Source organism: Achromobacter sp. FW305-C-13 (assembly GCF_058783475.1).
Map to the genome: position 1 here is coordinate 1,519,080 of NZ_JBYSYN010000001.1, position 26,132 is coordinate 1,545,211.

A 26,132-nucleotide genomic window follows, 5' to 3' on the forward strand; every position below is an offset into this window, starting at 1 on the left:
ACCGCCGGATTTGCGCTAACGCCGCTTTCTCTTTACGCTCTCGAATCTTTCGAGGGCCGCAATCCATGGGCCCGATTCGGAATTCCCATCCAGACGCCATGATCCCACCCGTGCCGGCACCGCGCGCATGATCGCGTTGCTGCAACCCTTCTTCCGTGAAGACTGGCGGCCCTACGCCGAAACGGTGCAGTTGGGCGCGCCGCCCGCCGGCGGACGCAAGGCGGCCGCGCTGCTGGGCGATCCGGCTGGCCTGGCCGACGCGCTGGCGCGGCATCGTCGCCATTGGTCGGATGCCGATCCCCGCGCCGTCGCTTCCGCCTGGGCCATGAGCTACTTGTGGACGCTGCTGCCGCCCGTGGCCGCGGCCGCCAGCGGCGCGCGCCACGCGCTGCCCGCGCGCCACGACGCCATGTGGATCGAACTGGACGGCAACGCGGCGCCTGCGGGCTTTCACATCCCGGAACTGGGCGCACCGGATCCCGATGGCGATGTCTGGCGCCGGTACGAGGCCTTGGTCTGGCACCACCTGCTGCCGTTGGCGGACGCCTTGTTCCACGCCAGCCGGCTGCCGCGTAAGGTCGTCTGGGGCGGCGCGGTGCGCTACCTGGAAGTCGTGCTGAAAGCGGTCGAGACCCAGACGCAAGGGACGGCGGCAAGCGACGCCGTACGCCAGGACAGGCTCGCTTTGCTGGAGCACCCCTGGTGGGGCCCGGCAGACGATGAGCGCGCCAATCCGCTATGCCTGCCGCCCAGGACCTCGCGCGGTCCCGGCCCCGCGGTCACGCTGCACCGCGAGTGCTGCCTCTACCATCTGCTGCCGACCGCGCAGTACTGCGCGGCCTGCCCGCTCGCGCCGCAGCACCGGGCGGCTGCCAAGCGGCCCGCCGAATAGGGGCCGCCTGGCATGCATACCACTTAGTATTGGTAGCGCATCGTCACCATCGCGCTTCTTCCCGCGCCCCACGCGCCCTGGCTGTAGAACCCGACCTGGCTGTAGTACTTGCGGTCGAACAGGTTGTTCACGTTCAGTTGCGCCGACAGGTTACGGTTGAATCGGTAGCGCGCCATCAGATTGGTGATGGCGTAGCTGCCTTGTCCCACGCGCTCGTCGCCGTTGGGGCCGCTGGCCAGCGTATAGACGTGGCTTTGCCAATTGACGCCACCGCCGACCGTCAGCTTGTTCCAGTCGCCCGGCAGTTGATAGGTCGTGAACACGCGGACCAGGCTGCGCGGCTGGTCGGTCTGGATGGCATTGCCGTCCCCATCGCTTGCGGTCCAGTGCGACCAGCCCGCGGCCAGGTTCCAGCCCGGCGTCACTTCGCCTGACACTTCCAGGTCAAAGCCCCGGCTGCGTGTGCCTTGCGCGGCCCGATAGGCCTGGTTGATCGTGCCCGGCACCAGGTATCCCGTATCGGTCTGGGCCACGTTGTCCTGATCGATCTGGAACACCGCGGCGCTGGCGTTCAGGCGCCCCTCCAGGAACTCGCCCTTGATGCCGGCTTCGTAGGATTTGCCCTCAAGCGGATCCAGCCAGCCGCCGTTGCGGTCTTGATAGCTTTGTGGGTTGAAGATCCCGGTGTAGCTCACATAGGCGGTGTACGTCTCGTTGATGTCGTACAGCAGCCCGGCGTACGGCGTGAACGCGTTCTTGTCGAAGGCCGTATGGTCGCCGCCGCCGAAGCCGACGGAGTCCGTCTTCCAGGTGCTGTAGCGGCCGCCCACGATCAGCTTGAGCGGATCCGCCAGGTCCAGGCGCAGCGCCCCGTACCAACCCGTCTGCTTGGTCGTGTAACGGTTTGCCGTGACGGACGTGCTGTTCCAGTCGGGTTCCGGATACGAGCCGTCCCAGTCCAGGAAGTTGCCGACGGGCGCCGCCGACAGGGACGAGCGGTAGTCGAAGTCTGCATACTGGCGGCTGAAGCTAGCGCCGACCACCGCCTCATGGCGGCGGCCGAACATCGTGAACGGACCGGAGGCCTTCAGATCCATGCTGTTCTGCTTGCGGTCGCCCAGGTACCACGACGGCGACGCCCCCATGCCCAGGCCGGTTTCGCGGTCGGGCCAGCCATACAGGTACAGCAGCTTGCCGTCCATTTCGTTCTTGGAATGCGATGCCACCGCCTGCACGCGCCAGTCATTGTCGAAACGGTGTTCCAGGCTGGCGAAAGCACCTTGCGTCGTGCTTGCCCATGAGCTCCAATCCGCCCCGGTGTTCAGCGACCGCTTCCAGTCGGTCCGGCTGCCGTCCGCGTACCACAGCGGGAATCCGCCCCAGCTGCTGCGCTGCGGGTCGTTGTCCTGGTAGTTGAAGCCTGCGCTCACCGTCGTGCGCGAGGTCACGTCGGCGTCCACGACGCCGTAGAAGACTTTCTTCTTGTTCTGGTAGCCGTCCAGGAAGGAATGAGTATCCTGGTACGCCGACACGATGCGGCCGCGCACGCTGCCGTCTGAATTCAGCGGCGTCGACAGGTCAAGCGTGCTGCGGTAGTTGTCCCACGTGCCGGCGCTGACGCTGATGTCAGCCTTGAACTCGCGGCTGATGGCGTGCTTGCGCACCAGGTTGATGGACGCCGACGGGTTGCCGGCGCCGGTCAGCAGGCCCGTGGCGCCACGCACGACCTCAACGCGGTCATAGATGATGGGGTCGACGGACGACTCCCCCGCGGCGTAGCCCGTATCGAAGCTCGTCGGGATGCCGTCATACATGTAGTTGCTGACGCCGAAGCCGCGCGAATTGAACGAATACCGCTCGCTGTCGAAGTTCTGCACCGAGATGCCGGGCGTGCTGGCCATCACATCGGTCAGCGAGCGCATGTCTTCGTCATCCATGCGCTGGCGCGTCACGACCGTCACCGATTGCGGCGTCTCGCGCAGCGTCAGCGGCAAGCCGGTGCTGGCCGCGGTGGCACGGGGCGTATAGGAACCGGTGCCTTCGGTCGTCGTGGCGTCGGTGTCGCCCACGACTTGCACGCCTGGCAGGGTGGCCACGCCGCTTTCCTGTGCGGCGGCAGCGCCGCAAGCCAGGGCAAAAAGCAGGCCCCACGCCGCGCAAGCGGTACGCGCTTGCGGCGCGCCCGGTACGGACTTCTCGGCTTGGGGCGGCCCGGCGTCAAAAACCGCCAGGGCGGACGTGCGACGCAGGATGAAACGAGGATGAATAATGGATGGTCGGCCACCCGGCCGGTAAACGTGCATGCTGACTACCTCTCCCACAGCGGAGTGCTGATTCGGGGGAAAGTGTAATGCAACTGATTCGCATCTTTATTTGCTGTTGCGGATTTACGACGGATGCGTGGAGCGCGCCTGGCTGCGGAAAAGCGTTCGTCGCCTGCCCTGTTATTCAGCCCTAAATATCCGCTGAACGCGTGATGTGGCGCCGAAGCAGCGCCGTGGCGTAATCACGGTCGCCTTCGGCCAGCGCCGCCAGAATTCCCAGGTGATCGGAGCACGCTTGATGGATATGGACTTCGGCCAGATGCCCGAAATTGGCGTATTCCGTCATGCGCCGCAACGAGTTCTGGCGTCGCACGGCTTCGGTCAGGAAGCGGTTGTTCGACCACGCCGCCAGCGTTTCGTGAAAGGCCGCATTCGCATTGAACCAGGCGTCCCGTTGCAGCTGCTCGACCGGCATCTGCAGGATCTCTGTCTGCTCGCGCTGCAATGCCGCCAATTGGTCGGGACGCGGCGCGTAGCCCGGCGTCATCAGCGCGTTGCACTCGACGATCAGCCGGAATTCGTAGCTTTCGTTCACCGCCTGCTCGTTGTCCAGGCTTTCCGCGAAATGCCAGCCATGCCCCGGCAGGCGTTCGGCCAACCCTTCTGTCGCAAACCGCATCAACGCACGCCGCACCGCGCCGCGCGTCACCTGGAATTGTTCGACCAGTTGCGCCTCGGACACCTCCGCACCCAGCCGGCCGACCGCGCGCGCGCTCATCAGGTCGCCATACAGGCTTTCCGATTCGGAATGCGGCATCAGCGCGTCCAGGCTTTCGTCGCTGCCCGGCTCGCGTTCCAGCCGGTAGCCCTTGCCCGACGTGTACGCCACCAGCCCTTGGCGGGTCAGCAGGTTCAACGCCTGCCGGATCGGCGACCGCGACACCTTGAGCTCCTGCGCCAGGCGCGCGTCCGACAGCCGTTCGCCCACCTGCCAGCGGCCGCTCTGAATCAGCGCCGTCAGCTTGCGGGCGACTTCGATCTGTAGGGGACTGAGCTCCTGCATGGCATCGCGCTCCTGCGCTTTACGGGTGGTTCCTATCCTCAATGCCAAATCGCATCCTTGGCATTCACGTTTTCCCTAGATTTCATATAACGCGCCATAAAACAGATTGACAGCCAACAACCGGGCTAATTAGTGTATTCCACAGCAACAAAATACAAAAGGACGGAAGATGGCGATCACCCCTTTTCCCTGCGTCACGTTGACGGGCGGCCCTGAGAGCCGCGGCCGCCAGTACGGGCAGGCGCTGAAACCCCGCATCCACCAGAGCGTGGCGCTGTACGGCGGAGCCTTGGACGGATTCGGCATGAGCGCCGCGCAGAAGACGGCCCTGATCGCCGACTACGCGCGCCGCATCGGCGACTTCGATGAACGCTATGTCGAGGAAATGCACGGCATCGCGGCGGGCGCCGGCGTGGCGTTCGAAGACATCGTCATGATCAACGCCCGCACTGAAGTGATGGCCTTGGCTCGGGCCCAGAGCAGCACGGCCGCCGCCGACGACGAAGCCGACGACGGCTGCACCGGCGCGATCCTTCTGCCCGAGCGCAGTGCCTCCGGCAACCTGATCCACGCGCAGAATTGGGACTGGCGCGCCGAATGCGCCGATACCGGCGTCGTCCTGCGGGTCCGCCAGGATCACGGTCCCGACTACCTGACCTTTGTCGAAGCGGGCGGACTGGCACGCAGCGGCCTGAACGCGGCCGGCGTATCCATCACCGCCAATTACCTGGAGTGCGACCGCGACTACCAGTCGCTGGGCGTGCCGCTGGGCCTGATCCGCCGCAAGGTGCTCGAGCAGGAACACTTCGCGCTCGCCGCCAAGGTCGTGGCGACCACGCCGAAGTCGTGCTCGAACAACATCATGATCGCGTCGGCGGCGGGCTTCGGCGTCGACTTCGAATGCGCGCCGGACGAGGCTTTCCCGCTGTACCCGGACGATGGCCTGATCGTGCACGCGAACCACTGGGTGGGCGCCATCGCGCTGTCCAAACTGCGCGACACGGGTATCCCGCATGTGCCCGAAAGCTTCTATCGCGACTGGCGCGTGCGCCGGCTGCTGCAGGCCCAAGGCCGCCTGCTGGACCGCGAAGGCGTCAAGGCCGCGCTATTCGACGATTTCCTGGCGCCCTACTCCGTATGCCGGCCCGCCCGCCACGGCGACGGCGGCAACCTGACCGCCACGGTGGCGATGATCGTGATGGAGCCGGCGCTGGGCGTCATGGAGATCGCGCCCATGCCTGCGGCCAACCGGCGCTTCACCACCTACCGACTCGACGGCGACGAACCGCAAGACGCGGTCGACGTGCGCGAGTCCGAACTGGCGGCAGGCTGACGCCATGCTCAGATTCATCGCCTCGCGGATCGGCATGGCGCTGCCCACACTGCTGATCGTTGCGCTTGCCGTGTTCATCCTGGTGCGCCTGATCCCGGGCGATCCGGCCGCGCTGATGCTGGGCGACTCGGCGGACGCGGCCAGCCTTGCCGCGTTGCGCGAACAACTGGGCCTGAACGCCAGTTGGCCGACGCAGTTCGCCATCTGGGCCGGACACGTGCTGCAAGGCGACCTGGGCCAATCGATTGCCAACCGCCAGCCGGTGATGCCGCTGATCCTGGACCGTTTCGCGGTCAGCGCGCAGATCGTGCTGCCAGCCGTAGTGCTGGCCACGCTGGCGGCGGTGCCGGCCGGCATGTTCGCCGCCTGGCGCCAAGGCCGCATGGCCGACCTGGCGCTGGTGGCGGGCGCCACGCTGCTGCTGTCGCTGCCGGCGTTCTGGATGGGCCTGCTGCTGCTCCTGCTCTTTGCGCTGAAGCTGGGATGGTTTCCCGTCGTGGGTTTCGTGGCCTTCAGCGAAAACCCCGGCCGCGCGCTCCTGTACCTGGTGTTGCCGGTGGCCACGCTGCTGCTGCACGAGATCGGCGTGATCCTGCGCATGACACGCGCCTCCACCCTGGAGGTGCTGCACCTGGACTACATCACCCACGCCCGCGCCAAGGGCCTGCCGGAAAGCAAGGTGATGTGGCGCCACGCCTTCAAGAATTCGTTCGGCCCCACCTGGACCTTGCTGGGCCTGATCCTGGGCAACCTGCTGGCCGGCATCGCCGTCATCGAAACCGTGTTCACCATCCCCGGACTGGGGCGCCTGCTGGTGGACGCGATCTTTGCCCGCGACTATCCCGTCATCCAGGGCTGCCTGCTTTTCATTGCCACCGTCTATGTCCTGGTGAACCTGGTGGTGGACCTGCTTTATCCGATCTTCGACCCCAGGGTGGCCACGAAATGAACCGTCGTTCCCTTACCGCCGTCGTCGGCGGCACCTTGGTCGCGGCCGTGGTCATCACCGCGCTGGTGGCCCTGTTCTGGACCCCCTACGACCCCCTCAAGCTCAATTTCAAGGCCCGCCTGGCCGCGCCCAGCCTGACCCATCTGATGGGTACGGACGAACTGGGCCGCGACGTGTTCAGCCGGCTGATGCGCGGCACCACGGCCAGCCTGCGCGTCAGCCTGATGACCGTGCTGCTGGCCACCGGCGCCGGCGTGCTGATCGGCGCCGTCAGCGGCTATCTGCGCGGCTGGCCGGACCGCGTGTTGATGGCGTTGAACGATGCGCTGCTGGCCTTTCCCGGCCTGCTCCTGGCGCTCGGCCTGCTGGCCGTTTTCGGCGCCAGCGAAACCGGCATCATCCTGGCGCTGGCGCTGGCCTACATGTCGTCGGTAGTGCGGGTGGTGCGGGGCACCGTGCTGAGCCTGCGCGAACGCGAATTCGTCCGCGCGTCCCGGGTAATGGGCAATTCCGAGCTCTATACGCTGATGCGCCACCTGCTGCCCAATTGCCTGGCGCCGGTGATCGTCATGGCCACGTCCATGTGCGGCTGGATCATCCTGGCCGAAAGCTCGCTCAGCTTCCTGGGGCTGGGCGTGGCCCCGCCCGCCCCGACCTGGGGCAACATGCTGGCCGGCAGCCGCACCTACATCGGCCAGGCCGCCTGGCTGACCATCTTTCCCGGTCTGGCGATCTCGCTGTCGCTGCTGGGCATCAACCTGCTGGGCGACGCCTTGCGCGACCGGCTGGATCCCCGCATGCGGAGGCGCGTATGACATCCCCCGTCCTGCTCGATATCGACGGCCTGACGCTGGCCGCCGGCCACGGCCACACCGTGGTGTCCCAAGCCAGCATGCAGGTCGCGCGCGGAGAGATCGTCGGCGTGGTCGGCGAATCGGGCTCCGGCAAGACCATGCTGGGCCGCGCCATCATGCGGCTGACTCCGCAAGCCATCGACCGCACCGGCGGCGACATCAAAGTGGAAGGCACCTCTGTCTTCGGGCTGCGCCCCGCGCAGCTGCGCGCCCTGCGCGGGCCGAAGGTGGCGATGGTATTCCAGGAACCCATGACGTCTCTCACGCCGTCGCTGACCGTGGGCCAGCAATTGGCCGAGGGGCTGGAACAGCATGTGCCCGGCGAACGCGCGACGCACCGCGACCGCATCGAAGCCATGCTGCGCCGCGTGGGCCTGGCCGACGTCTCCCGCGTGCTGGATGCCTATCCTCATGAATTTTCGGGCGGCATGCGCCAGCGCATCATGATTGCCTCGGCCATGCTGCTGCGCCCCGCGCTGCTGATCGCCGACGAACCCACCACGGCGCTTGACGCGGTGATCCAGCGCGAAGTGATGGAAATGCTGGTGGAGCTGACGCAGGAAAACGGCACGGCCGTGCTGCTGATCAGCCACGACCTGCCCATGGTGGCGCGCTATGCGCAGCGCATGGTGGTGATGCGGCGTGGCGAGATCGTCGAAACCGGCCCCACCTCGCAGGTGCTGGCGGCGCCGGCGCATGAATACACCCGCCAGCTGCTGGCAACCTTGCCGCAACGCCGGCCCCCGCGCCCCTTGGCCACCCAGGCGCCGCTGCTCTCGGCGCGCGGCCTGACGGTGGAATACGGGGCGCGCCAGGGCTGGTTCAGCAGGCAGGCTGGCAACCGCGTGCTGCACGGCATCGACCTGGACATCCACCCCGGCGAAGTCGTGGCCGTCGTGGGCGAATCCGGTTCCGGCAAGACCACCTTGGGGTCCGTGCTGACGGGACTGGTCGCGCCTACGGGCGGCGCGCTGCGCTACAAGGGCCAGCCGCTGGCCGGGCGCGGCGCCGTCTTCAATGACTACCGCTACAACTGCCAGATGGTGTTCCAGGACCCGTATTCGTCGCTGGACCCGCGGATGACCGTATCGGCGCTGGTAGCCGAGGCACTGCGGCTGGCGCCCGGGTTGACCCCCGCACAGAAGGACGAACGCGTCGCCGACACGTTGCAGGACGTGGGCCTGGGCGGCGACTTCGGCTTGCGCTACCCGCACGAACTGTCGGGCGGACAACGCCAGCGCGTGGCCATCGCACGCGCCCTGGTGCGCCGGCCGGCGCTCCTGATCGCCGACGAAGCGGTGTCGGCGCTGGACGTCACGGTGCGCGCCCAGGTGCTGGACCTGCTGGCCGACCTGCAGCAACGCTACGGCTTTTCGTGCCTCTTCATCAGCCATGACCTGGGGGTGGTCGAGCAGATCGCCGACCGCGTCATCGTCATGCAGGCGGGCCGGATCGTCGAGGAAGGCGTGCGCGACGCCATTTTCGACCGCCCCCGTGAACCGTACACGCGCCAATTGCTGGGCGCCATTCCCATGCTGGAGGCCACCGCCGCGGGCGGCGTGCGCCTGAAGTGGCGCAATGACGCCCAGGCCAGCCAGCCGCTGGCAGCCGTATCCCTTACCTAGGAGACCCCATCCATGTCCACGCATCCACCGCGCCGCCAAGGCCACGGCGTGAAGCTCAGCTTCTACGACTTCGGCGCCACGCCGTTCTTCGCCAGCCAGTTCGACCAGCGCTTCAGCTATTGCCTGTACGTGCCGCCCGACTATGACGAGGCCGCGTCCAAGACGTATGACCTGGCCGTGATCGTCCATGGCACCGGCCGCACGGCCGCCGAGTACCGCGACCGCTTTGCCGATTTCGCCCAACGCAACGACTGCATCGTGCTGGCACCTCTGTTCCCGGTGGGCATCATCGAACCCGGCGACCTGGCCAATTACAAGCGCATCCAGTTCCACGACATCCGCTACGACCACGTGCTGCTGTCGATGGTGGACGAGACCATCGCCAAGTACCGCATCAACGGCAGCCGCTTCCTGCTGTACGGCTACTCGGGCGGCGGACAGTTCTGCCAGCGCTTCTTCATGCTGCACCCGGAACGCCTGCAAGCCGTCTCCATCGGTGCGCCCGGCGTGGTGACGCTGCTGAACCAGGACTACGACTGGTGGGTCGGCGTGCGCGACGTGCCGGCCCGCTTCGGCCGCACCATCGATATCGACGCCATGCGCGACGTCGCGGTGCAGACCCTGGTGGGCACTGAAGACACCGCCACCTGGGAGATCACCATCCCGCGCGACAGCAAGCTGTGGATGCCGGGTGCCGAACTACAAGGCGACAACCGCATCCAGCGGATCGAGGCGCTGGCCAGGAGCTTCGAGGCCCATGGCATTAAGGTGCGCCGAGACACCGTGCCCGGCGTCGCCCACGAACCCTTCAAGGTCATCGAACCCGTGCAGGCATTCTTCGAGGACTTTTTGAAGTCTCGCCGCTAAATCATTAATAACAAAGGGGAAGATATGAACACGAACCTTGCCTTGCCTGCCTTGCTGTTAAGCGGCCTGCTGGCCGCGCCAGCCTATGCCGCCGGCGACGCCCAGATGCTGCGCGTGGCGCTGCACGCGGACATCGCCAGCATCAATCCGGGGGTCAACCGCGACGCCAATGCCGATATGGTGCTGGCGCACGTGGTCGAAGGCCTGGTCGCCTACGGCGCCGACCTGAAGATCAAGCCCGTGCTCGCGGAAAGCTGGCAGGTCAGCGACGAGGGCAAAGTCTACGAGTTCAAGCTGCGCCCGAAGGTGCATTTCCAGAACGGCGCGGTGTTGACGGCCGACACCGTCGTCTGGAACTTCAAGCGCTACCTGGATCCGAAGACCAACTTCCAATGCGTCAACCGCTACAACGGCAAAATCGGTCCCGCGTTGCAGGACGTGCAGGCGGTGGACCCGCTGACCGTACGCTTCACGTTCTCGGCGCCCGCGCCCAATTTCCCGATGACGATGGCCACCGTCCAATGCACGCCTTGGATCCTGCATCCGGACTCCGTCAAGGCAGACGGCAGCTTCAACGCCCCCATCGGCACCGGCCCCTATGCGTTCGGCGGCATGATGCAGGGCCGCCAACTGGACCTGAAACGCTTTGCGGACTATGACGCCCTGCCAGGCGCGCGCGACGGCTATGCGGGCAACAAGACGGCCACCATCCCCGTGCTGCGCTTCATGACGGTGCCGGACGCCAGCACCCGCAGCAACGGGCTGTTGTCGGGCGACCTGGATGTGGTGGACGGCATCGAACCCGCCACCATGGAGACCCTGCGCGGCCAGGGGATTCCCGTCCAGGTGCAGCAGACGCCCAGCTGGCTGGTGATGCAGGTGCAATCCAACGCCCCCGCGCTGCAAGACGTGCGGATGCGCCAGGCCATCGCCCAGGCGCTCAGCCTGCCGGACCTGGCCGAAGCGTCGGGCGAAGGGCTGTACACGGCCAACCCGTCGGTGCTGGTGCCGCAAAGCCCCTATTACGACGCGCGCAGCAAGACCTGGCCGGCCTACGACCCGGCCGCAGCCCGCACGCTGCTGGCGCAGGCCGGCTACAAGGGCCAGCCGATCACCCTGCTGGTGGCCAACCGTCAGGAACGCGTGCAGGCCGCCACCATCGTGCAGGCCATGCTGGCCGCCTCCGGCATCAATGTGGAACTGAAGGTGCGCGACTGGGCCTCGCAGCTGGACCTGTACGGACGCGGCCAGTATGAACTGGCGATCTTCGGCTACTCGGCCCGCCTGGACCCGCTGCTGATGTACGAATCGCTGATCGGCGACAAGAAGGTCGAACCGACCCGCCAGTGGGACGATCCCAAGGCTGCCGCGCTGCTCAAGCAAGTGGCGATAGAACCCGACCTGGCCAAGCGCCGCGACCTGTTCAACCAGCTGCACGAGCTGATGGCGCGCGACATTCCCATCATCGGCCTGTTCAACCTCCCGGTCGTGACCGCCCTGCGGCCCGTCGTGCAAGGCTACGAAGGCTGGCCGGCCGGCACGCATCGCTTCTGGGGCGTGACCAAGACCCAACCCTGACCCCGCATTCCGACATGTCCTACTCTGAAACTGATTACCTCCAGTCCGACGCGACCGCGCTGGCGGCCGCCATCCGCGACGGCCAGCTCAGCCCTGCGGATGCCGTGGCGCACGCGTTTGCCGCCATCGACCGCGTCAATCCCCACTTGAACGCCGTCATCCTGACGATGCGCGAGGCGGCCGACGAGCAGCTGCGCCAGTTGCCCGCCGATGCGCCGCTGCGCGGCGTGCCCGTGCTGCTGAAGGACGACTGCCCCACCTATGCCGGTGTGCCAATGTCGTTCGGCTGCCGGGCCGCGCGTGGGTATGTGCCCGCACAGGACCACGAGATCGTGCGCCGCTACAAGGCGGCTGGCATGGTCATCGTGGGCAAGACCAATCTGCCGGAGTTCTCTGGCAACATCGCCACGTCCCCCACGCTGCACGGCCCCACGCTGAACCCGTGGGACGCCGGCCGCAGCATCGGCGGGTCATCCGGCGGTGCGGCCGCCGCCGTGGCTGCCCGCATGGTGCCGCTGGCCTATGGCAATGACGGCGCGGGCTCCATTCGCATTCCGGCGTCCTGCGGCGGCCTGTTCGGCCTGCGGGCCTCGCGCGGGCGCACGCCTTGCGGGCCGGTATCCAGCGAGAATTGGGGCGGGCTGGTCAGCCACCACGCCCTGACGCGATCCGTGCGCGATTCGGCCCTGATGCTGGACCTGACTGACGCGCCCGAGCCTGGCGCCCTCTACGCCGCGCCGGCCAAGTCCGGCCCGTATGCACAGTCGGCGTCCCGCGATCCGCGGCCGCTACGCATCGGCGTCATCTCGCAGCCCGGCATGGGCTTGCGCCTGGACGACGGCATCGCCGCAGCGCTGGAGGACGCGTCGACGCTTTGCCGCCAATTGGGGCACCGCGTCGAGGCCACCGCCTTCAACTTCGACGAATCCGCCCTGGCCGACGCCTACCTGCGGATCATTGCCGCCTACACGGCGCTGGAAGTCGATGCCATCGCGGCCGACACCGGCCGGCCGGCCGACGCCGACGGCTTCGAGCCCGTCAACCTGGGCCTGGCCGAATTTGGCCGCAGCGTATCTGCGCCCGCCCTGCTGGCCGCGCGCAACACCGCCAACAGCGTCGCGCGCAGCCTGGGCCGGCTGTTCACCGAGGTCGACGTCCTGCTGACGCCCGTCATGCCCACGCTGCCCGCGCCCATGACCGCTTTGGACGTGCGCGGCCCGGACTGGCGCGCCTTTGCCGACGAGTTCATGCACGGCACCGTCTTCACTCGTCCGGCCAACGCCGCCGGCATCCCCGCGATGAGCGTGCCGTTGTTCCAGACTCCGGCGGGGCTTCCCGTGGGCATCCAGTTCATGGCGCCCTACGGCGACGAAACCACGCTTTTCGAACTGGCCGGCCAACTGGAGCGCGCCCGCCCCTGGGCGCACCGCCTGCCGCCGGTCCACGCCTGATCCATCCCCCTGGAAGCGGTAGCCGGGGCGGCGGCAAGCCGTCGCTTTGTCCCTACGGGTCGCGAGCCTACCGTGCGCCCTCGGGGACAGGTCGTCATAATGTCGCTGGCTTCGGCCACCCCGTCCCCCGCCGCTTTCAGTAGGAATTACCGCGTGTTCCATGTTTTCACGGGACTGATCAGTCTCTACGTCATCTGGCGTTTCGTCCTGCCCCTGCCCATTTCCAAGTCCGGCCGCCTCGTGCTGTCGGTTGCGCTGCTGGCGGTTGCCGAACACCATCTGGTGACGCGCAACTTCTTTGGCAGCATGGCGTCGCCCGAAATCCCCGCCACCTTGCTGATGGCGCTGGGTTGGCTGTTTGGCAGCCTGCTCCTGCTGGCCATGCTGCTGCTGGTCCGCGACGTGGCGGCGCTGGCGGCCTGCGCGGTGTCCCGCGAACAGGGCCGGCGCCTGTGGGCCGCTCGCCGCTGGAGCCAGGGCGCGGCCGTGCTGGCTGTGCTGCTGTCCGCCATCGGCGTGTGGCAGGCGGTACGCGAACCCGACGTGAAGACCCTGGAAATCGCGTTGCCGAAGCTGCCGCCTGAGCTTGACGGTTTCCGCCTGGTGCAACTGACCGACCTACACGCCAGCCGGCTGCTGGAAGCGCCGTGGATCGACGCCGTCGTCAAGAAGACCAACGATCTCAATCCAGACCTGATCGTCATCACGGGTGACCTGGTCGATGGCACCACCGCCGCCCGCGCCGCCGACGTCCAGCCCCTGCAGGCGCTACGCGCCCGCTACGGCGTCTATGCGATTCCCGGCAACCATGAGTACTACGCGGAATACCAGCGCTGGCTGCCGGCATTCGAGCACCTGGGCCTGCGCCTGTTGCTGAACGACCACGTGACACTGACGCCGGATGACCAGCGCCTGGTGCTGGCCGGCGTCACCGACCGGATGGCGGCCGCCTACGCCCAGCCCTTGCCTGACGTGCAGCAGGCGCTGGCCGGCGTACCGCCGACCGACCCCGTCATTTTGCTGAGCCACCGCCCTACCGGCGCGGCGCTCAACGCCCAGGCGGGCGCGGGCCTGCAGTTGTCCGGCCATACCCACGGCGGCCAGATCCTGGGCCCGCACCTGCTGACGCAATGGGCCAATGAAGGCTATGTCTCGGGCCTGTACCAGGTGGGCGGCATGACGCTGTATGTCAGCAACGGCACCGGGCTGTGGCCCGGCTTCCCGATCCGCCTGGGGCGTCCTTCGGAAATCACCCAGATCGTGTTGCGTTCGCCTGCCAAGGCCACGCCGCCATAAACTCACCCACAACCCAGCCCCGCCGCGCCCATGACGTATCTTCTGTGGTCCCTGCCCGCCCTGACCGTGATCGGCGCCATCGCCAGCGGCCGGGTGAACACCACGATCGCCGCGGTGCTGGGGCTGTTTGCCGCCATCCCCATCGCGCTTTACGCAGCGCCCGCGCCCTTCACCGGCGCCCAACTGGCGGTGACGCTCGAACGCGGCCTGTGGATCGGCTGGATCATCACCCCTTACATTCTGGGCGGGCTGCTGTTCTGGCAGATGGCCTCGCAAGGCCACGCGCCCGCCCCGGCCGCCGACCAAGCCGAACTGAACGATCCGCTCGCGCGGCGCCGGCGCCTGTTCTTCGCCTGTTTCCTGATCGGGCCGTTTGCCGAGTCCGCCACCGGCTTTGGCGTGGGCATGCTGGGCACCGTGCTGCTGATCCGTCCGCTGGGCTTGAAACCGCGCGACATCATGGTCTTCGCCTTGCTGAGCCAGACCCTGATCCCCTGGGGGGCAATGGGCAGCGGCACGCTCCTGGCCTCGGCCTATGCACGGGTGCCGGCCCCGCAGCTGGCGTTGTACAGCATGGTGGCGGTGGCACTGCTGATGGTCGTGTGGATGATCCTGTTCTGGCGCACCGCGCGCCACGCAGGCCTTCGGGCGGATGCTGCCGAACTCCGGCGGGAGGCCGTCTGGATGGCCGCGAGCCTCGGCCTGCTGACGGCCGCCACGGCCTTGCTGGGACCCGAAACCGCGCTGCTGGCCGCCTACGGCCCGTTGATCGTGCTGCGCTTCCTGCTGGACCGCCGCCCTGGCCGGCCGCAGGCCGTGGCCGCCGCCAAGCGCGCGCTGCCTTACATCCTGGTGATCGCCTGTCTGGTGGCCACGCGCCTCATCCCCGGGCTCAATCGCGCCCTGGGGGCGCTGGCCGATATCCGCCCGTTCGCGGACCTGCCCGCCTGGATGCCGTTCCTGCACGCAGGCAGCTGGCTGATCGCGGGCGCGCTTGCCATGGCCGCCTGGCACCGCCAGCCGGGCGCGCTGGCCACCCAGGCGCGCGTCTCATGGAAGACCGGCCGCCATGCCGTCATGTCCGTTTTCCTGTTCGCCATGATGGCCGAAGTGCTGGCGGGCGCCGGCATCTCGCAAGCCTACGCGGACGGCCTGTTCGCCACGCTGCAGGACTGGACCATCCTGATCACCCCCGTGCTGGCCGGCGCCTTCGGCATTCTGGCCAACAGCGGCAACGCGCCGAACAGTCTGTTCATGCCATCCCAGCTATCATTGGCGGTTCATGCGGGCCTGAACGTGCCGGCAGCGGCCGCGCTGTTACACGTATCGGGCACGGCGATGGGCATTTTTTCACCGGTAAGAATGTCGATTGCAGCCGGTCTGGCTCACGGCCAAGGGCAAGAACGCAGCGTCTATGTTCTACTACTGCCGTTCGCCTTGGCCGCGTTCGGCATTCTTTTGTCCCTGGCACTGCTTGTCGTGGTGTCGGGATAGCCGCCGGAGCGCTGATGCTCACGGCCTCAACCTTTTTTTTGTGTAGCACATGGGACTAGAACAGTTAGCCGCTATCCGGGCATTGATTACCAAGCAAGCGCCCGAAGAGCCGACCCCCAAGAAGGAATCGCGTCCGCAGGGCGGCGGCAAGGGACCCCGTTCGTCGCAAGGCGCCGGCAAGGGCCCGCGTCCGCAAGGCGGCGATAAAGGCGCACGCCCCCAAGGCGGCGACAAGGGCCAACGGCCGCAACGCGCAGAACGCCGCGAGACGCCCGTGGATCCCGTCGTGGTCGCGATTTCGCGCCTGCAACGCCAGTTCCCCAAGGCATTCCCCAAGAACCCCGCTCCCAAGCTTCCGCTGAAGCTCGGCGTGCTGGCGGACCTGGTGCAGCACGCCCAGGCCCTGCAGCTGGACGAGGCGCAGATCAAGGAAGCGGTCAAGACCTGGTGTGATGGCCGCCGCTACTGGACCTGCATGGTGGAAGATGCGCCGCGCGTGGACCTGAACGGCGAACCTTCGGGCGCCGTGACGGCCAACGAAGCCAAGCACGCCAAGCGCATGGCTTCGCGCAGCGCCTCCAAGAACGCCGCCGCGCGCAACAAGGCCAAGAAGGCGGAAGCCGCTGCCGCAGCCGGAACTCCGGCCGCCGCTGGCGCGCCGGCCGCGGATGCGCCGGTTGCCGACGCCACAGTTGCCGATCTGCCGGCTTCCGCCGCGCCCGGCACCGAGGCGCCTGCTGTCGCCCCGGCCCCTGCGGCTGATGCGCCGGCCAACGCAGCTGCCGACACGTCGGCTGACGCGCCGGCCGCCGACTCGTCCAGCACCGACACGCCTACGTAATACGGGCCGCCTGGCGGCCCAGAGGGTGGCAAACGCGTGGTGGCAAACCCGCGGTAGCAACCGCGCGGCGATAAAAACAACCCGGCCTGCCGCTCACGCAGCAGGCCGGGTTTGTTCTTGCGCGCGCGAACTCCGCGTCAGGCCGCAAGCGCCTTTTCGATATGCGCCATGCCCGCCGGCGAATACGGCAGCGTCAATGCCCACTTGTGGCCGGCCGCATCCATCTTCAGCAGCGACTTCTTCAAGATATCCACGATCTTCTCGCCGTGCGCGGGATGGAAGGCTTCATACTGGTATTGCAGGAACACCAGGCATAGGGCGTTCTCCATCGTCTGCACGTCGGCGTCCTGCTTGATGCCCTGCTTCATGACGATCGCCGTCACGCGGTCGATCACGTCTTGCGGGTAACCGGTGTCGCGCAGGATGCCTTGCGCGATTTCCGCATGATGGCGCGCCAGCGCCTTGCGCCAGGTCAGATAGCCGATGCGGCCTTCGGGATAACTCTTTCTGGCGATCTCCCACCGGCCGATATGCTGACAGCGCGACGCCAGGACCAGCGGCTCGGACGCATCCGGTGCCAGCTTCATCACCCATTCGTGCAGCTTCTGCGCCAGGAACAATTCCTGGGGACAGGTCTCGCCCTGCCAGGAAAACAGGTTGGGGTCGGTTCCGTTGTAGTGGTCGAACCGGAGCAGCGTCTGCGATAGACGGTCATTCATGCGTGGCGATTCCAAGAAAGCCGCCGGAGGGCGACGGGATCCGGGCGCAGCCGGAAACGAAATCATCATAGCGCCTGGCTGGCCGGCGGCAGCGATTACGCGCCGCAATCCAACTATTCAAATGCGAAATGCGTCGTTCATCCGGACGGCCGAAGTCCCTAGGATCAAGGCTTAGGCGCCTTGACGGGCGCCGGTCGGATAAAGACAGGAACTCCGCATGACCCGAATTTCGCGGCTACGCCGCGCCTTGACGATCGCCGCCCTGGCCGCGGCTGCCTTCAGTACCGCCGCCGAAGCGGCCTTTCCCGACAAGCCCGTGCGCCTGGTGTTGCCGCTGTCGCCCGGCGGCGCGATGGACGCGCTGGGCCGAGGCCTGGCCGAAGAACTGGGCGCCCAATGGAATGTGCCGGTCATCGTCGAGAACCGCGCCGGCGCCGGCGGCAACATCGCCTCTGAAATGGTGGCGCGCGCGCAACCGGACGGCTACACCCTGCTGCTGACCGGCGACATGCTGGTGGCCAATCAAACGCTCTTCAAGAACAACGTCAACTACGACGCCGAGCGCAGCTTCGCGCCCGTAGGCATCGTGGCCGTCACCCCGCCGGTGATCGTCGTACGGGCCGACTCCGACATCCAGGACATCGCCGGGCTGCGGCGGCTGGGCAGCCAACGGCTGGTGAACGTCGGCACGCCAGGGTATGGCAACAGCAACCATATGGCCTTGGCCCGCCTGCAGGGCTTGTATCCCGAAACGCTGCTGCACGTGCCGTATAAGGGCGCAGGCCCCGCGGTCGTGGCCCTGCTGGCGGGCGAAACCGATGCGGCCATCGTGGCGGTGCCCGCGGCGGCGAATCTGATCCGAACCGGCAAGCTGCGCGGACTGGCCGTGCTGCAAGCCGAACGTAGCCCCATCATTGCCGACGTACCCACGGCCCGCGAAGCCGGGCTGGACCTGGACAGCGGATCAGGCTGGTTCGGCATGCTGGCGCCGGCCGGCACCGCGCCCGAGGTGGTGCAGCGCATCGGCCAATCGGTCAAGACGGCGCTGGACGAACCGGCGTTCCGCGAGCGTCTGCGCGCCCAAGGCTTCGAAGCCATCGGCGGCACGCCGGCTGACTTCGCCGACCGCATCCGCAGCGACGCCGTCAAGTTCCCCGCCCTGCTCCAGCAGACGGGCGTATCTGTCAACTGAAGCGCACCCCTCGCGCACCGCCCATGCCCATCGCTCATCTGGCAAACGCCGACATCTATTACGAAATCCATGGCCAGGGGCATCCGCTCCTGATGCTGGCGCCCGGCGGCCTGCTGTCGCACGTCGAGCTGTGGCGCGTCACGCGCGACGGCAAGCCGCGCGACTATCCGGACCCCATCGCGGCATTGTCGACCCGGTACCGCTGCATCGCCATCGACCAGCGCAACGCCGGCCGCTCCCGCGCGCCCATCCAGGCCTCCGACGGCTGGCAGACCTATGCGGAAGACCACCTGCGGCTGCTGGACAGCCTGGGCGTGGACCGCTTTCACGTGCTGGGCTCCTGCATCGGCGCCTCCTTTGCGCTGAAACTGTGCGCGCTGGCGCCCGACCGTGTCACCGGGGCCATCCTGCAGCAACCCATCGGCCTGTCCGCCGCCAATGCCGCAAACCGCGCGGAATCCTTCGACAGTTGGGCGGACGGTCTGCGCCAACGCCCGGAGGGCGTGGACGAGGCGGCGCTGGAGGGCCTGCGCGCCAACCTGTTCGACGGCGATTTCGTCTATAGCGTCAGCCGGCAGACCGTAGCCGCCACGCAGACCCCGTTGCTGATCCTGGCGGGCAACGACATCCTTCACCCGACGGAAATCGCCCACGAGATCGTCCGCCTGGCGCCCAATGCAACCCTGGTGGAAGACTGGAAAGGCAAGGATCGGGGCGATATCTACACCGGATCGATCCGCCGCTTCCTGGCCGGGTTGGATCAATATGCCTAACGCTTATTTAGCAAGGTAGCGCGAAGCGCGTCATACTGGCGGGTTCCGAGCATTGGAATCCTCATGAGCGACGCTTCCCCCACCCCTACCCTGGCAGCCGACGTGCTGGCCGCCCAAGCGCTGGCCAAGCAACATGGCGTGGGCACGCCCAACGTGCTGACCACGCCGCTTGCCGATACCCGCGAAAAAAGCCGCGCGTATCAGGAATGGCTGAGCCAGCCCGCCCCGCCCGTGGGCCGCGTGGTCGAACACCGGCTGGACCATCTGGCCGTGCCCGCGACGCTTCGTCTGTACTACCCGGAAGGCGCCTCGGATGCCCCGCTGCCCCTGTACCTGCATCTGCACGGGGGCGGCTTTGCGCACGGCGACCTCGATACGCTGGACCGCTGGAAGCGCGAGATCGCCGCCGAAGCCGGCATCGTCACCGCCGGCCTGTCCTACGCGCTGTCGCCCGAAGCCCGCTACCCCGTGGCGCTGGAACAGGTGCTGGGCGCCCTGCGCTGGCTGCGCGACCAGGCGCCCTCGCTGGGGCTGGACGCAACACGCCTGTCGGTCGGCGGCGAGTCCGCCGGCGGCAACCTGACGCTGGCCGCCCTGCAACGGCTGCGTGACGAAGGCGATGCCTTCATCAAGACGGGCGTGGTCATCTACGGCATGCTGTCGGCGCGCCGCGACACGCCGTCGCACGAATCCTTTGGCGACGGGCGCTTCGGCTTGTCCACTGAAAAGCTGGACTGGTTCTGGAAGCAGTACGTCGGCGATGCCGCGCAGCTGACCGATCCCGGCGTGGCGCCTTTGCATGCGGACGTGGCCGGCCTGCCGCCCCTGATCCTGCAGGCAGCCGCCTTGGACCCGTTGCTGGACGACACGCTGGATCTGGCCAACAAGCTGTTTGCCACCGGCCCCGCGCCGACCTTCATCGTGTATTCCGGCGTACCGCACAGCTTCATCGGCATGACGCGAATCCTGCCGCAAGCGCAAGAGGCCAGGACGGACCTCGTCCAGGCGCTGCGGCGCAATCTGGCAGCGTAAAAAAACGGCCCCACTGGGGCCGTTCTTTCTTGGGGCGCTGCAGCGGATCAGCTGCGGGCCGGCTTGTTCCCATGCGACACGCTGGGCGTATCGCGGAACAGCGACATATGCGTGTGCGTGGCCACCCAGGGCTCGCCCACGGCTTCGCGCGCGAACGACACGGTGGCGCGGCCGACGCGGTCAAACGGCTTGCCGTCCGGGTGATAGCCGGTCGAATCCCACACCGCCAGGCCCACGGCGAACAGGCGGTCCGGCGAGACGAAGCTCTGGACATCGTCCAGGCGCCAGATGAAATCATCGATCGTGAACCAGACATTGCGCCACTGCGTCTTTTCCGCGTGTTCGCGGCCGCTGACGAAGTTGGTATAGGTGCCGAAAGCAACGAAGTCGTCGGCGAACAGGTGGCGGGCAGCGGCGTAATCCACGGCTTGCACGTGGTCGGACAGTTCCTTGAACCAGGCGCGCACGGCAGCGGCATCAGCGGCATCAACAGGAGCTAGGGCTTGCACAGACATGAAGATCTCTCCATTAAGGGGTCGTGAATTCAGGATACGAATCAAGGTGTAGCAGGAATGGGGGCGGCGAACCAGCAGGCCACCGCATGCCCGGCGGCGCGCGTTTCCAGCGGCGGCGCGGCCATGCGGCAGCGGTCGGCTGCCTGCGGGCAACGCGGGTGATAGCGGCAGCCCGAGGGCGGCGACATCGGGCTGGGCGGCTCACCCGTGGCCACGGCAAAGACCTGGCGGCGGGACGCGCCGCGTTCGGGTTCCGGCACCGCCGCCAGCAAGCCGCGCGTATAGGGGTGCAGCGGACGCTCGTAGATATCGTCGCGGGACCCGGTCTCGACCACCTGCCCCGCATACATGATGGCAATGCGATGCGAGACGTGCCGCACCACCGCCAGGTCATGCGCGATCAGCAGGAACGACAAGCCCAGCTCTTGCTGCAGGTCCTGGAACAGGTTGATGATCTGCGCGCGTACCGAGACATCCAGCGCCGACACGGGCTCGTCCGCCACGATCAGGTCCGGACGGATCGCCAGCGCCCGCGCAATGCCCACGCGCTGGCGCTGCCCGCCGGAAAAGGCGTGCGGATAGCGCTCGGCCGCGTCGGCCGGCAGGCCAACCTGGTCGATCAGCTCGGCCACCCGCCGGCGCAAGGCATCACGGCCGGCATTCCAGCCATGCACGATCAAGGGCTCGGCGATGGCCTCGAACACGGTGTGGCGCGGGTTCAGGCTGGTGGACGGGTCCTGGAAGACCAGCTGCATATGGCGGCGCAGCTCGCGCAGTTGGGACTTGCCCGCGTGCGTGATGTCTTCGCCCTTGAAATGGATGGAGCCGGCCGTCAGCGGCGTGCGGCGCAGCACCGCGCGACCCAGCGTCGTCTTGCCCGAGCCGGACTCGCCGACCAGGCCCAGCGTTTCGCCCCGTGCCACCTCCAGCGACACGCCGTCCACGGCGCGCGCCAGCACCCGCTTGCCGAACCAACCCGCCGAACGCACGGGGTAATGCACGCGAAGGTCGCGCGCCTGCAACAAAGGGGAGGAATCAGTCATGGTCCTGCATCCAGACGGGCGCCGACGGCCGCACGCAGGCCGCCAGGCGACCATGGCCGATGTCGCGCAACGCGGGGCGTTGTGCGCACGCCGCATCGGCGCCGGGGCAACGCGGCGCGAAATCGCAATGGCTGCGGCGCACCCGCAGGTCGGGCGGCACGCCGTCGATCGCGATCATGCGGTGGCGCGTATCGGTCAGGCGCGGGGTGGCGCGCAGCAAGCCCGCGGTATAGGGGTGGGCGGGTTCAGCGAACAGCGCGTCGGCATCGGCCAGTTCGACCAGCCGGCCGGCGTACATGACCGCCACGCGGTCCGCCACCTTGGCCACCACGCCCAGATCGTGCGTCACCAGCAGCATGGCCAGGCCCAAGCGTTGCTTCAGCTCGGCCAGCAAGTCCAGGATCTGCGCCTGGATGGTCACGTCCAACGCGGTCGTGGGTTCGTCGGCGATCAGGATCTGCGGGTCGCAGGCCAGCGCCATGGCGATCAGGATGCGTTGGCGCTGGCCGCCGGAGAACTCGTGCGGCAGGCGGTCCAGGCGTTCGGCCGGCTTGGGGATGCCGACCTGGCCCAGCAGTTCAATGATGCGGGCACGGCGCTGGGCGCGGTCAAGCGCCGTGTGGCGCACCAGTACCTCGTCGATCTGCGTGCCGATGGCCAATAGCGGGTTCAGCGCGCTCATGGGGTCCTGGAACACCATGGCGATGCGATTGCCGCGCAAGTCTTCCAGCACGCGGGGCGGCGCCGCCAGCAGGTCTTGCCCGTCGAACAGCACCTGGCCGCCCGCCACCCGGCCCGGCAACGTCGTCAGGCCCATCAGGGCCAGCGCACAGGCGCTTTTGCCGGAGCCGCTTTCGCCCACCAGGGCCAGGGTTTCGCCTGCCCGCAGGTCGAACGACACCGAATCGACGGCGGACACGTTGCCATGGCGGGTCAAAAACTCGACGCTCAGGCCGCGCACGCTCAGCAATGGGGTTTCGCTCATCGACGCACCTTCGCAATCAAGCGCCGCGCGAAGTCCTTTTCGCGTTCGCGCGGATCCAGCGCCAGCCGCAGTCGGCTGGCCGCCACGTTGACGATCAGCACGGTCAGGGCGATCGACAGGCCGGGGAACGTCGCCAGCCACCACGCGCTGGTCAGGTAGTTGCGGCCATTGGCCACATCCAACCCCCACGACACAGCCGGCGGCTGCACGCCCACGCCCAGGAACGACAAGGCGGCCTCGGCCAGCACCACGCGGGCGAACTCCAGCACCATCAGCGTGATCAGCGGCGCCGCCAGGTTGGGCAGGATGTGCCGCAGCAGGATGCGGCCGGCGCGCGCGCCCGCCATTTCGGCGCTTTCGATATAGGGCAGCTGGCGCACCGACAGCACCACGCTGCGGATCTGCCGCGCGTAGACCATCCAGCCATTCAAGGCCAGCGCCAGGATCACGGTGCCAGGGCCCGGCCCCAGGATCACCAGGATCACCAGCGACAGCAGCAGGCCGGGAAACGCCACGTGCACGTCGACCCAGCGCATCAGCGCCGCATCCACCCGCCCGCCGGCAAAACCCGCGACCAGTCCCACCAGCACGCCGAACGTGGCCGAAACCGCCACCACCGCCGCGCCGATCAGGATCGACAGCCGCGCCCCATGCAGGATGCGGCTGAGCACATCGCGGCCCAGGTTGTCGGTGCCCAGCATGTTGCTCCAGGTGCCGCGCGCCTCCCAGACCGGGGGGCGCAGCCGGGCGGACAGTTTGATCGCCGCCGGGTCGTAAGGCGCCAGCCAGGGCAGCACGACCGCCACCGCCGCCAGCAGCAACAGTAAAGACACAGCCAGTATCCAGCCACGCTGCCGGTCGGACAGCGCGCGCCAGCCTCGCGGCGCGACCGGCGGTGACGCCTCGGCAGCGTCGCCCATCCATGCGGGAACCGCGCTCATACCGCGATCCTCCGATCCAGCAGCCGGTACAGAATGTCCAGACAGAAATTGATGATCACGATCAGGAATGCAATGAAGAACACGACGGCCTGCAACAACACCAGGTCCTGGCGCTCGATGGCCTGGACGGCGGTCTGGCCCAGGCCGGGCCAGGCGAATACGGTCTCCACCACGACGGTGTGCCCGGCCAGCATGCCGGCAAACTCCCAGCCCAGCAGCGCCACCGTGGGCACGGCGGCGTTGCGCAGGGCATGCACCAACACGATGCGGCCCGACCGCAGGCCCTTGGCCCGGGCGGTACGCACGTACAGCGAATTCAGTTCGTCGATCAGCGCCGAGCGCAGCATCATGGCGATGCGGCCAAGCGCCGGCAGCGCCAGCGTCAGCATCGGCAGCACGCCGCTGCCCGCCGCCTCGGCGCCCGAGGACGGCAGCCAGTTCAGCGTCACCGCAAACAGCAGTATCAACAGCAGGCCCAGCCAGAACTGCGGCAGCGACAGCCCAGCCAGGCTCAGCACCACCGAGATACGGTCGGCCCATTGCCCCGGGCGCAGCGCGGCGACGATCCCCAACGGCACCCCCGCCAAGATCGCCAGGCCCAGCGCGCCGGCGCACAGCGTCAGCGTGCTGGGCAGGCGTTCCAGCACAATGTCCATCGCGGGCCGTTGCTGCCAGATGGAATTGCCGAAATCGAACAAGGCGATATCGCGCAGGTAGTGCAGGTACTGCGACCAGATGGGGCCGTCCATGCCCAGCGCCTGCGCCAGCACCGCGCGATCGGCGGCGGAAGCGTCCACCGGCAACATCGCCTGGACCGGATCCCCCACCAGGCGCGTCACGATGAACACGATGGTGGTCACGCCCAGCACGACCAGCAGGCCCTGCGCCAGGCGGCCCAGCAAAAAGCGCGGCAAGCCGCGCCCGGCAGGATTACTCGATGACACGGATGTCCTTCACCGGAATCAGGCCATCGACGCGCGGCGAAAAGTCAATGCGCTTGGACAAGCCGAAGATCTCGCCGCCTTCCAGCAGGAACACCAGATAGGCCTCGTCGCGGCCAATCTTCAGCGCCTTGGAATACAGCGCCTGACGCTTGACGGGGTCGGCCTCCTGGCGCGCCTCGTCGATCAGGCCCTTCAATTCGGCATTGTCATTGGCCGCCGCCACACCGCCCTCGGCGTAGTACGCGCTAAGTGTGCGGTCGGCATCCAGCAACTGGTTCGAATGGCTGCTGCTGATCTGCGCTTCGGTCGGCACGCGGTTCTTGTTGATGGCCTCCAGATACTCGGCCCAGGCCAGCACGCGGAAGTTGACCTTCAGGCCAGCCGCCTCCCAGTAGGCGGCGATGGTCTCGGCCAGTTCCTTGTCCTTGAGCCAGCGGCCCGACGGCGCGTACAGGTCGATGGTCTTGCCATAGACGCCGGCCGCCTTCAGCAGTTCGGTGGCGCGTGCGGGGTCATACGGATACGGCTGGATGCTGGCGTCGTAACCGAACCAGCCCGGCGCCAGCAATTGCCCGTGCGACACGGTCGCGTAGCCGCCATACAGGTCCTTGGCCAGCGATTCCTTGTCCACGGCGTAGTTCAGCGCCTGGCGCACGCGCACGTCGCGCGTCAGGCCCTTCAAGGCATTGAGCGACACGAAGGGCAAGTCGGTGCCTTGCAAGGTCACGGCCTTGGCGACCCGCTTGGTGTCCTCGGGCAGCACGTTGGTGATGAAGTCGAAGTCGCCCGCCCGCAGGCCCGACAGGCGGGTGCCGGGCTCGGCCACGAACCGGTAGGTGGCGCGGTCCACGTTGCCCACCGCCGAGGGGTTCCAATAGTTCGGGTTGCGCGACAACACGATGCGGTTGCCCTTGGCCCATTCCGTCAGCACGTAGGGGCCGCTGCCCACCGGTTTCTGACCCAGGCTACCATCGGCCGCGGCCGACGGCGACACGATGGTCAGCCACGACAGGCGCGCGGGCAATGCCGGGTCCGCGCCGTTGGTGTGCACGCGCACCGTCACGGCATCCACGGCCTCGGCGCGCTTGATGCCCAGGAAGAACGGACGCTGGCGCGACGCGGTCTTCGGGTCGACGATCCGGTTGATGCTGGCGGCCACCGCCGCGGCGTCAAGCGCCAGGCCATCGCTGAACTTGAGGTTCGGGCGCAACGTCACTTCCCACGTATCGGCGCCGGTCTGGCGCGGCAGCGCGGTGGCCAGCTGCGGCACCAGCTCGCCCTTGGGCGTGCGGGTCAGCAGCGTTTCGAAGATGTTGCGCGACACCGCGCGCTCGGAGCCGTCCTGCGCCGTCTGCGGATCCAGCGTGGACGGTTCGGTCCCCAGCGCCAAGGTGATGTCCGCCGCATGGGCGGCGGTGAAAACGGACGCAGACAGGACCAGGCCTAGATAGCGTTTGAGGCTCATTGCGCACTCCGGATCA

23 protein-coding genes are annotated in these 26,132 nt (G+C 67.5%); 14 read left to right on the forward strand and 9 right to left on the reverse strand.

The annotated features are described in order from the left end of the window. Window positions 1-127 precede the first annotated feature (127 nt). Entirely contained in the window at window positions 128-892 is a 765-nt protein-coding gene (fhuF, locus tag AC3WMU_RS06790) for a siderophore-iron reductase FhuF (protein WP_006225863.1), read from the forward strand. Between the two features lie 23 nt (window positions 893-915). Here the strand turns inward: fhuF and fhuE are convergent, their stop codons facing one another. Together fhuE and AC3WMU_RS06800 are read right to left on the reverse strand one after the other, a co-directional pair. Then, window positions 916-2,988, reverse strand: coding sequence for a ferric-rhodotorulic acid/ferric-coprogen receptor FhuE (fhuE, locus tag AC3WMU_RS06795; RefSeq protein WP_427939387.1), 2,073 nt, complete (start codon window positions 2,986-2,988; stop codon window positions 916-918). A gap of 358 nt (window positions 2,989-3,346) precedes the next feature. Continuing rightward, window positions 3,347-4,219, reverse strand: a complete 873-nt coding sequence (locus tag AC3WMU_RS06800; RefSeq protein ID WP_424626184.1) for a GntR family transcriptional regulator — start codon at window positions 4,217-4,219, stop codon at window positions 3,347-3,349. A 169-nt stretch (window positions 4,220-4,388) separates the two neighbouring features. Between AC3WMU_RS06800 and AC3WMU_RS06805 the strand changes: the two genes are divergently transcribed. The 10 genes from AC3WMU_RS06805 to AC3WMU_RS06850 all read left to right on the forward strand — a co-directional run bounded on the left by AC3WMU_RS06805 (window position 4,389) and on the right by AC3WMU_RS06850 (window position 16,507). Next, window positions 4,389-5,552, forward strand: coding sequence for a C45 family autoproteolytic acyltransferase/hydrolase (locus AC3WMU_RS06805; RefSeq protein WP_280026295.1), 1,164 nt, complete (start codon window positions 4,389-4,391; stop codon window positions 5,550-5,552). A gap of 4 nt (window positions 5,553-5,556) precedes the next feature. Continuing rightward, entirely contained in the window at window positions 5,557-6,501 is a 945-nt protein-coding gene (locus AC3WMU_RS06810) for an ABC transporter permease (protein ID WP_492282040.1), read from the forward strand. Continuing rightward, a complete protein-coding gene (locus AC3WMU_RS06815; protein WP_492282041.1) occupies window positions 6,498-7,316 on the forward strand; it encodes an ABC transporter permease in 819 nt (272 codons plus the stop codon). Before AC3WMU_RS06810 ends, AC3WMU_RS06815 begins: the two co-directional genes overlap by 4 nt. Continuing rightward, entirely contained in the window at window positions 7,313-8,980 is a 1,668-nt protein-coding gene (locus AC3WMU_RS06820) for a dipeptide ABC transporter ATP-binding protein (protein WP_492282042.1), read from the forward strand. The genes AC3WMU_RS06815 and AC3WMU_RS06820 overlap by 4 nt, the downstream gene beginning before the upstream one ends. 12 nt (window positions 8,981-8,992) lie before the next feature. Continuing rightward, the gene (locus AC3WMU_RS06825; protein ID WP_006225870.1) at window positions 8,993-9,847 is read left to right on the forward strand and encodes an alpha/beta hydrolase family protein; all 855 of its coding nucleotides are present in this window, start codon (window positions 8,993-8,995) and stop codon (window positions 9,845-9,847) included. 24 nt (window positions 9,848-9,871) lie between these two features. Further along, window positions 9,872-11,425: an ABC transporter substrate-binding protein gene (locus tag AC3WMU_RS06830; protein WP_492282043.1), complete on the forward strand. Its 1,554-nt coding sequence runs from the start codon at window positions 9,872-9,874 to the stop codon at window positions 11,423-11,425. Window positions 11,426-11,439: 14 nt separating this feature from the next. Then, window positions 11,440-12,876: an amidase gene (locus tag AC3WMU_RS06835; protein WP_454676950.1), complete on the forward strand. Its 1,437-nt coding sequence runs from the start codon at window positions 11,440-11,442 to the stop codon at window positions 12,874-12,876. Window positions 12,877-13,029: 153 nt separating this feature from the next. Then, window positions 13,030-14,172 (forward strand): metallophosphoesterase, encoded by a 1,143-nt coding sequence (locus tag AC3WMU_RS06840; RefSeq protein ID WP_454676949.1) that lies wholly within the window; start codon window positions 13,030-13,032, stop codon window positions 14,170-14,172. Between the two features lie 30 nt (window positions 14,173-14,202). Then, a complete protein-coding gene (locus tag AC3WMU_RS06845; RefSeq protein WP_006225874.1) occupies window positions 14,203-15,666 on the forward strand; it encodes a hypothetical protein in 1,464 nt (487 codons plus the stop codon). Between the two features lie 82 nt (window positions 15,667-15,748). Then, a complete protein-coding gene (locus AC3WMU_RS06850; protein ID WP_006225876.1) occupies window positions 15,749-16,507 on the forward strand; it encodes a ProQ/FinO family protein in 759 nt (252 codons plus the stop codon). A gap of 137 nt (window positions 16,508-16,644) precedes the next feature. Here AC3WMU_RS06850 and AC3WMU_RS06855 read toward each other — a convergent pair whose 3' ends face one another. Beyond that, on the reverse strand, window positions 16,645-17,226 hold the full coding sequence (locus AC3WMU_RS06855) for a DUF4202 domain-containing protein (protein WP_006225877.1): 582 nt from the start codon (window positions 17,224-17,226) through the stop codon (window positions 16,645-16,647). A 217-nt stretch (window positions 17,227-17,443) separates the two neighbouring features. On the opposite strand from AC3WMU_RS06855, the gene AC3WMU_RS06860 reads away from it, so the two are divergent. The 3 genes from AC3WMU_RS06860 to AC3WMU_RS06870 all read left to right on the forward strand — a co-directional run bounded on the left by AC3WMU_RS06860 (window position 17,444) and on the right by AC3WMU_RS06870 (window position 20,223). Continuing rightward, window positions 17,444-18,418, forward strand: coding sequence for a tripartite tricarboxylate transporter substrate binding protein (locus AC3WMU_RS06860; RefSeq protein WP_006225878.1), 975 nt, complete (start codon window positions 17,444-17,446; stop codon window positions 18,416-18,418). A 23-nt stretch (window positions 18,419-18,441) separates the two neighbouring features. Further along, window positions 18,442-19,191: an alpha/beta fold hydrolase gene (locus AC3WMU_RS06865; protein ID WP_492282044.1), complete on the forward strand. Its 750-nt coding sequence runs from the start codon at window positions 18,442-18,444 to the stop codon at window positions 19,189-19,191. A gap of 63 nt (window positions 19,192-19,254) precedes the next feature. After that, window positions 19,255-20,223: an alpha/beta hydrolase gene (locus AC3WMU_RS06870; protein ID WP_488705774.1), complete on the forward strand. Its 969-nt coding sequence runs from the start codon at window positions 19,255-19,257 to the stop codon at window positions 20,221-20,223. 47 nt (window positions 20,224-20,270) lie between these two features. On the opposite strand, the gene AC3WMU_RS06875 is transcribed toward AC3WMU_RS06870, so the two are convergent. From AC3WMU_RS06875 to AC3WMU_RS06900, 6 genes are read right to left on the reverse strand one after another with little or no spacing between them, the layout of a single operon-like run. Further along, a complete protein-coding gene (locus tag AC3WMU_RS06875; protein WP_006225881.1) occupies window positions 20,271-20,738 on the reverse strand; it encodes a YybH family protein in 468 nt (155 codons plus the stop codon). 41 nt (window positions 20,739-20,779) lie between these two features. Further along, a complete protein-coding gene (locus tag AC3WMU_RS06880; RefSeq protein WP_035213597.1) occupies window positions 20,780-21,781 on the reverse strand; it encodes an ABC transporter ATP-binding protein in 1,002 nt (333 codons plus the stop codon). Beyond that, on the reverse strand, window positions 21,774-22,766 hold the full coding sequence (locus AC3WMU_RS06885; protein ID WP_006225883.1) for an ABC transporter ATP-binding protein: 993 nt from the start codon (window positions 22,764-22,766) through the stop codon (window positions 21,774-21,776). Before AC3WMU_RS06885 ends, AC3WMU_RS06880 begins: the two co-directional genes overlap by 8 nt. Then, window positions 22,763-23,707, reverse strand: a complete 945-nt coding sequence (locus AC3WMU_RS06890; RefSeq protein ID WP_492282045.1) for an ABC transporter permease — start codon at window positions 23,705-23,707, stop codon at window positions 22,763-22,765. Before AC3WMU_RS06890 ends, AC3WMU_RS06885 begins: the two co-directional genes overlap by 4 nt. Further along, entirely contained in the window at window positions 23,704-24,651 is a 948-nt protein-coding gene (locus tag AC3WMU_RS06895; protein ID WP_202803402.1) for an ABC transporter permease, read from the reverse strand. Before AC3WMU_RS06895 ends, AC3WMU_RS06890 begins: the two co-directional genes overlap by 4 nt. Beyond that, window positions 24,638-26,116, reverse strand: coding sequence for an ABC transporter substrate-binding protein (locus tag AC3WMU_RS06900; protein WP_492282046.1), 1,479 nt, complete (start codon window positions 26,114-26,116; stop codon window positions 24,638-24,640). Before AC3WMU_RS06900 ends, AC3WMU_RS06895 begins: the two co-directional genes overlap by 14 nt. Window positions 26,117-26,132: the final 16 nt, after the last annotated feature.

Bases quoted from the DNA above. Each gene is read 5' to 3' on its own strand.
- AC3WMU_RS06880 (WP_035213597.1), bottom strand. From the start codon at position 21,781: ATGACTGATTCCTCCCCTTTGTTGCAGGCGCGCGACCTTCGCGTGCAT.
- AC3WMU_RS06835 (WP_454676950.1), top strand. From the start codon at position 11,440: ATGTCCTACTCTGAAACTGATTACCTCCAGTCCGACGCGACCGCGCTG.
- AC3WMU_RS06865 (WP_492282044.1), top strand. From the start codon at position 18,442: ATGCCCATCGCTCATCTGGCAAACGCCGACATCTATTACGAAATCCAT.
- AC3WMU_RS06885 (WP_006225883.1), bottom strand. From the start codon at position 22,766: ATGAGCGAAACCCCATTGCTGAGCGTGCGCGGCCTGAGCGTCGAGTTT.
- AC3WMU_RS06825 (WP_006225870.1), top strand. From the start codon at position 8,993: ATGTCCACGCATCCACCGCGCCGCCAAGGCCACGGCGTGAAGCTCAGC.
- AC3WMU_RS06800 (WP_424626184.1), bottom strand. From the start codon at position 4,219: ATGCAGGAGCTCAGTCCCCTACAGATCGAAGTCGCCCGCAAGCTGACG.
- AC3WMU_RS06875 (WP_006225881.1), bottom strand. From the start codon at position 20,738: ATGTCTGTGCAAGCCCTAGCTCCTGTTGATGCCGCTGATGCCGCTGCC.
- AC3WMU_RS06855 (WP_006225877.1), bottom strand. From the start codon at position 17,226: ATGAATGACCGTCTATCGCAGACGCTGCTCCGGTTCGACCACTACAAC.
- AC3WMU_RS06830 (WP_492282043.1), top strand. From the start codon at position 9,872: ATGAACACGAACCTTGCCTTGCCTGCCTTGCTGTTAAGCGGCCTGCTG.
- AC3WMU_RS06815 (WP_492282041.1), top strand. From the start codon at position 6,498: ATGAACCGTCGTTCCCTTACCGCCGTCGTCGGCGGCACCTTGGTCGCG.
- AC3WMU_RS06845 (WP_006225874.1), top strand. From the start codon at position 14,203: ATGACGTATCTTCTGTGGTCCCTGCCCGCCCTGACCGTGATCGGCGCC.
- AC3WMU_RS06805 (WP_280026295.1), top strand. From the start codon at position 4,389: ATGGCGATCACCCCTTTTCCCTGCGTCACGTTGACGGGCGGCCCTGAG.
- AC3WMU_RS06870 (WP_488705774.1), top strand. From the start codon at position 19,255: ATGAGCGACGCTTCCCCCACCCCTACCCTGGCAGCCGACGTGCTGGCC.
- AC3WMU_RS06900 (WP_492282046.1), bottom strand. From the start codon at position 26,116: ATGAGCCTCAAACGCTATCTAGGCCTGGTCCTGTCTGCGTCCGTTTTC.
- AC3WMU_RS06860 (WP_006225878.1), top strand. From the start codon at position 17,444: ATGACCCGAATTTCGCGGCTACGCCGCGCCTTGACGATCGCCGCCCTG.
- AC3WMU_RS06810 (WP_492282040.1), top strand. From the start codon at position 5,557: ATGCTCAGATTCATCGCCTCGCGGATCGGCATGGCGCTGCCCACACTG.
- AC3WMU_RS06890 (WP_492282045.1), bottom strand. From the start codon at position 23,707: ATGAGCGCGGTTCCCGCATGGATGGGCGACGCTGCCGAGGCGTCACCG.
- fhuF (WP_006225863.1), top strand. From the start codon at position 128: ATGATCGCGTTGCTGCAACCCTTCTTCCGTGAAGACTGGCGGCCCTAC.
- AC3WMU_RS06820 (WP_492282042.1), top strand. From the start codon at position 7,313: ATGACATCCCCCGTCCTGCTCGATATCGACGGCCTGACGCTGGCCGCC.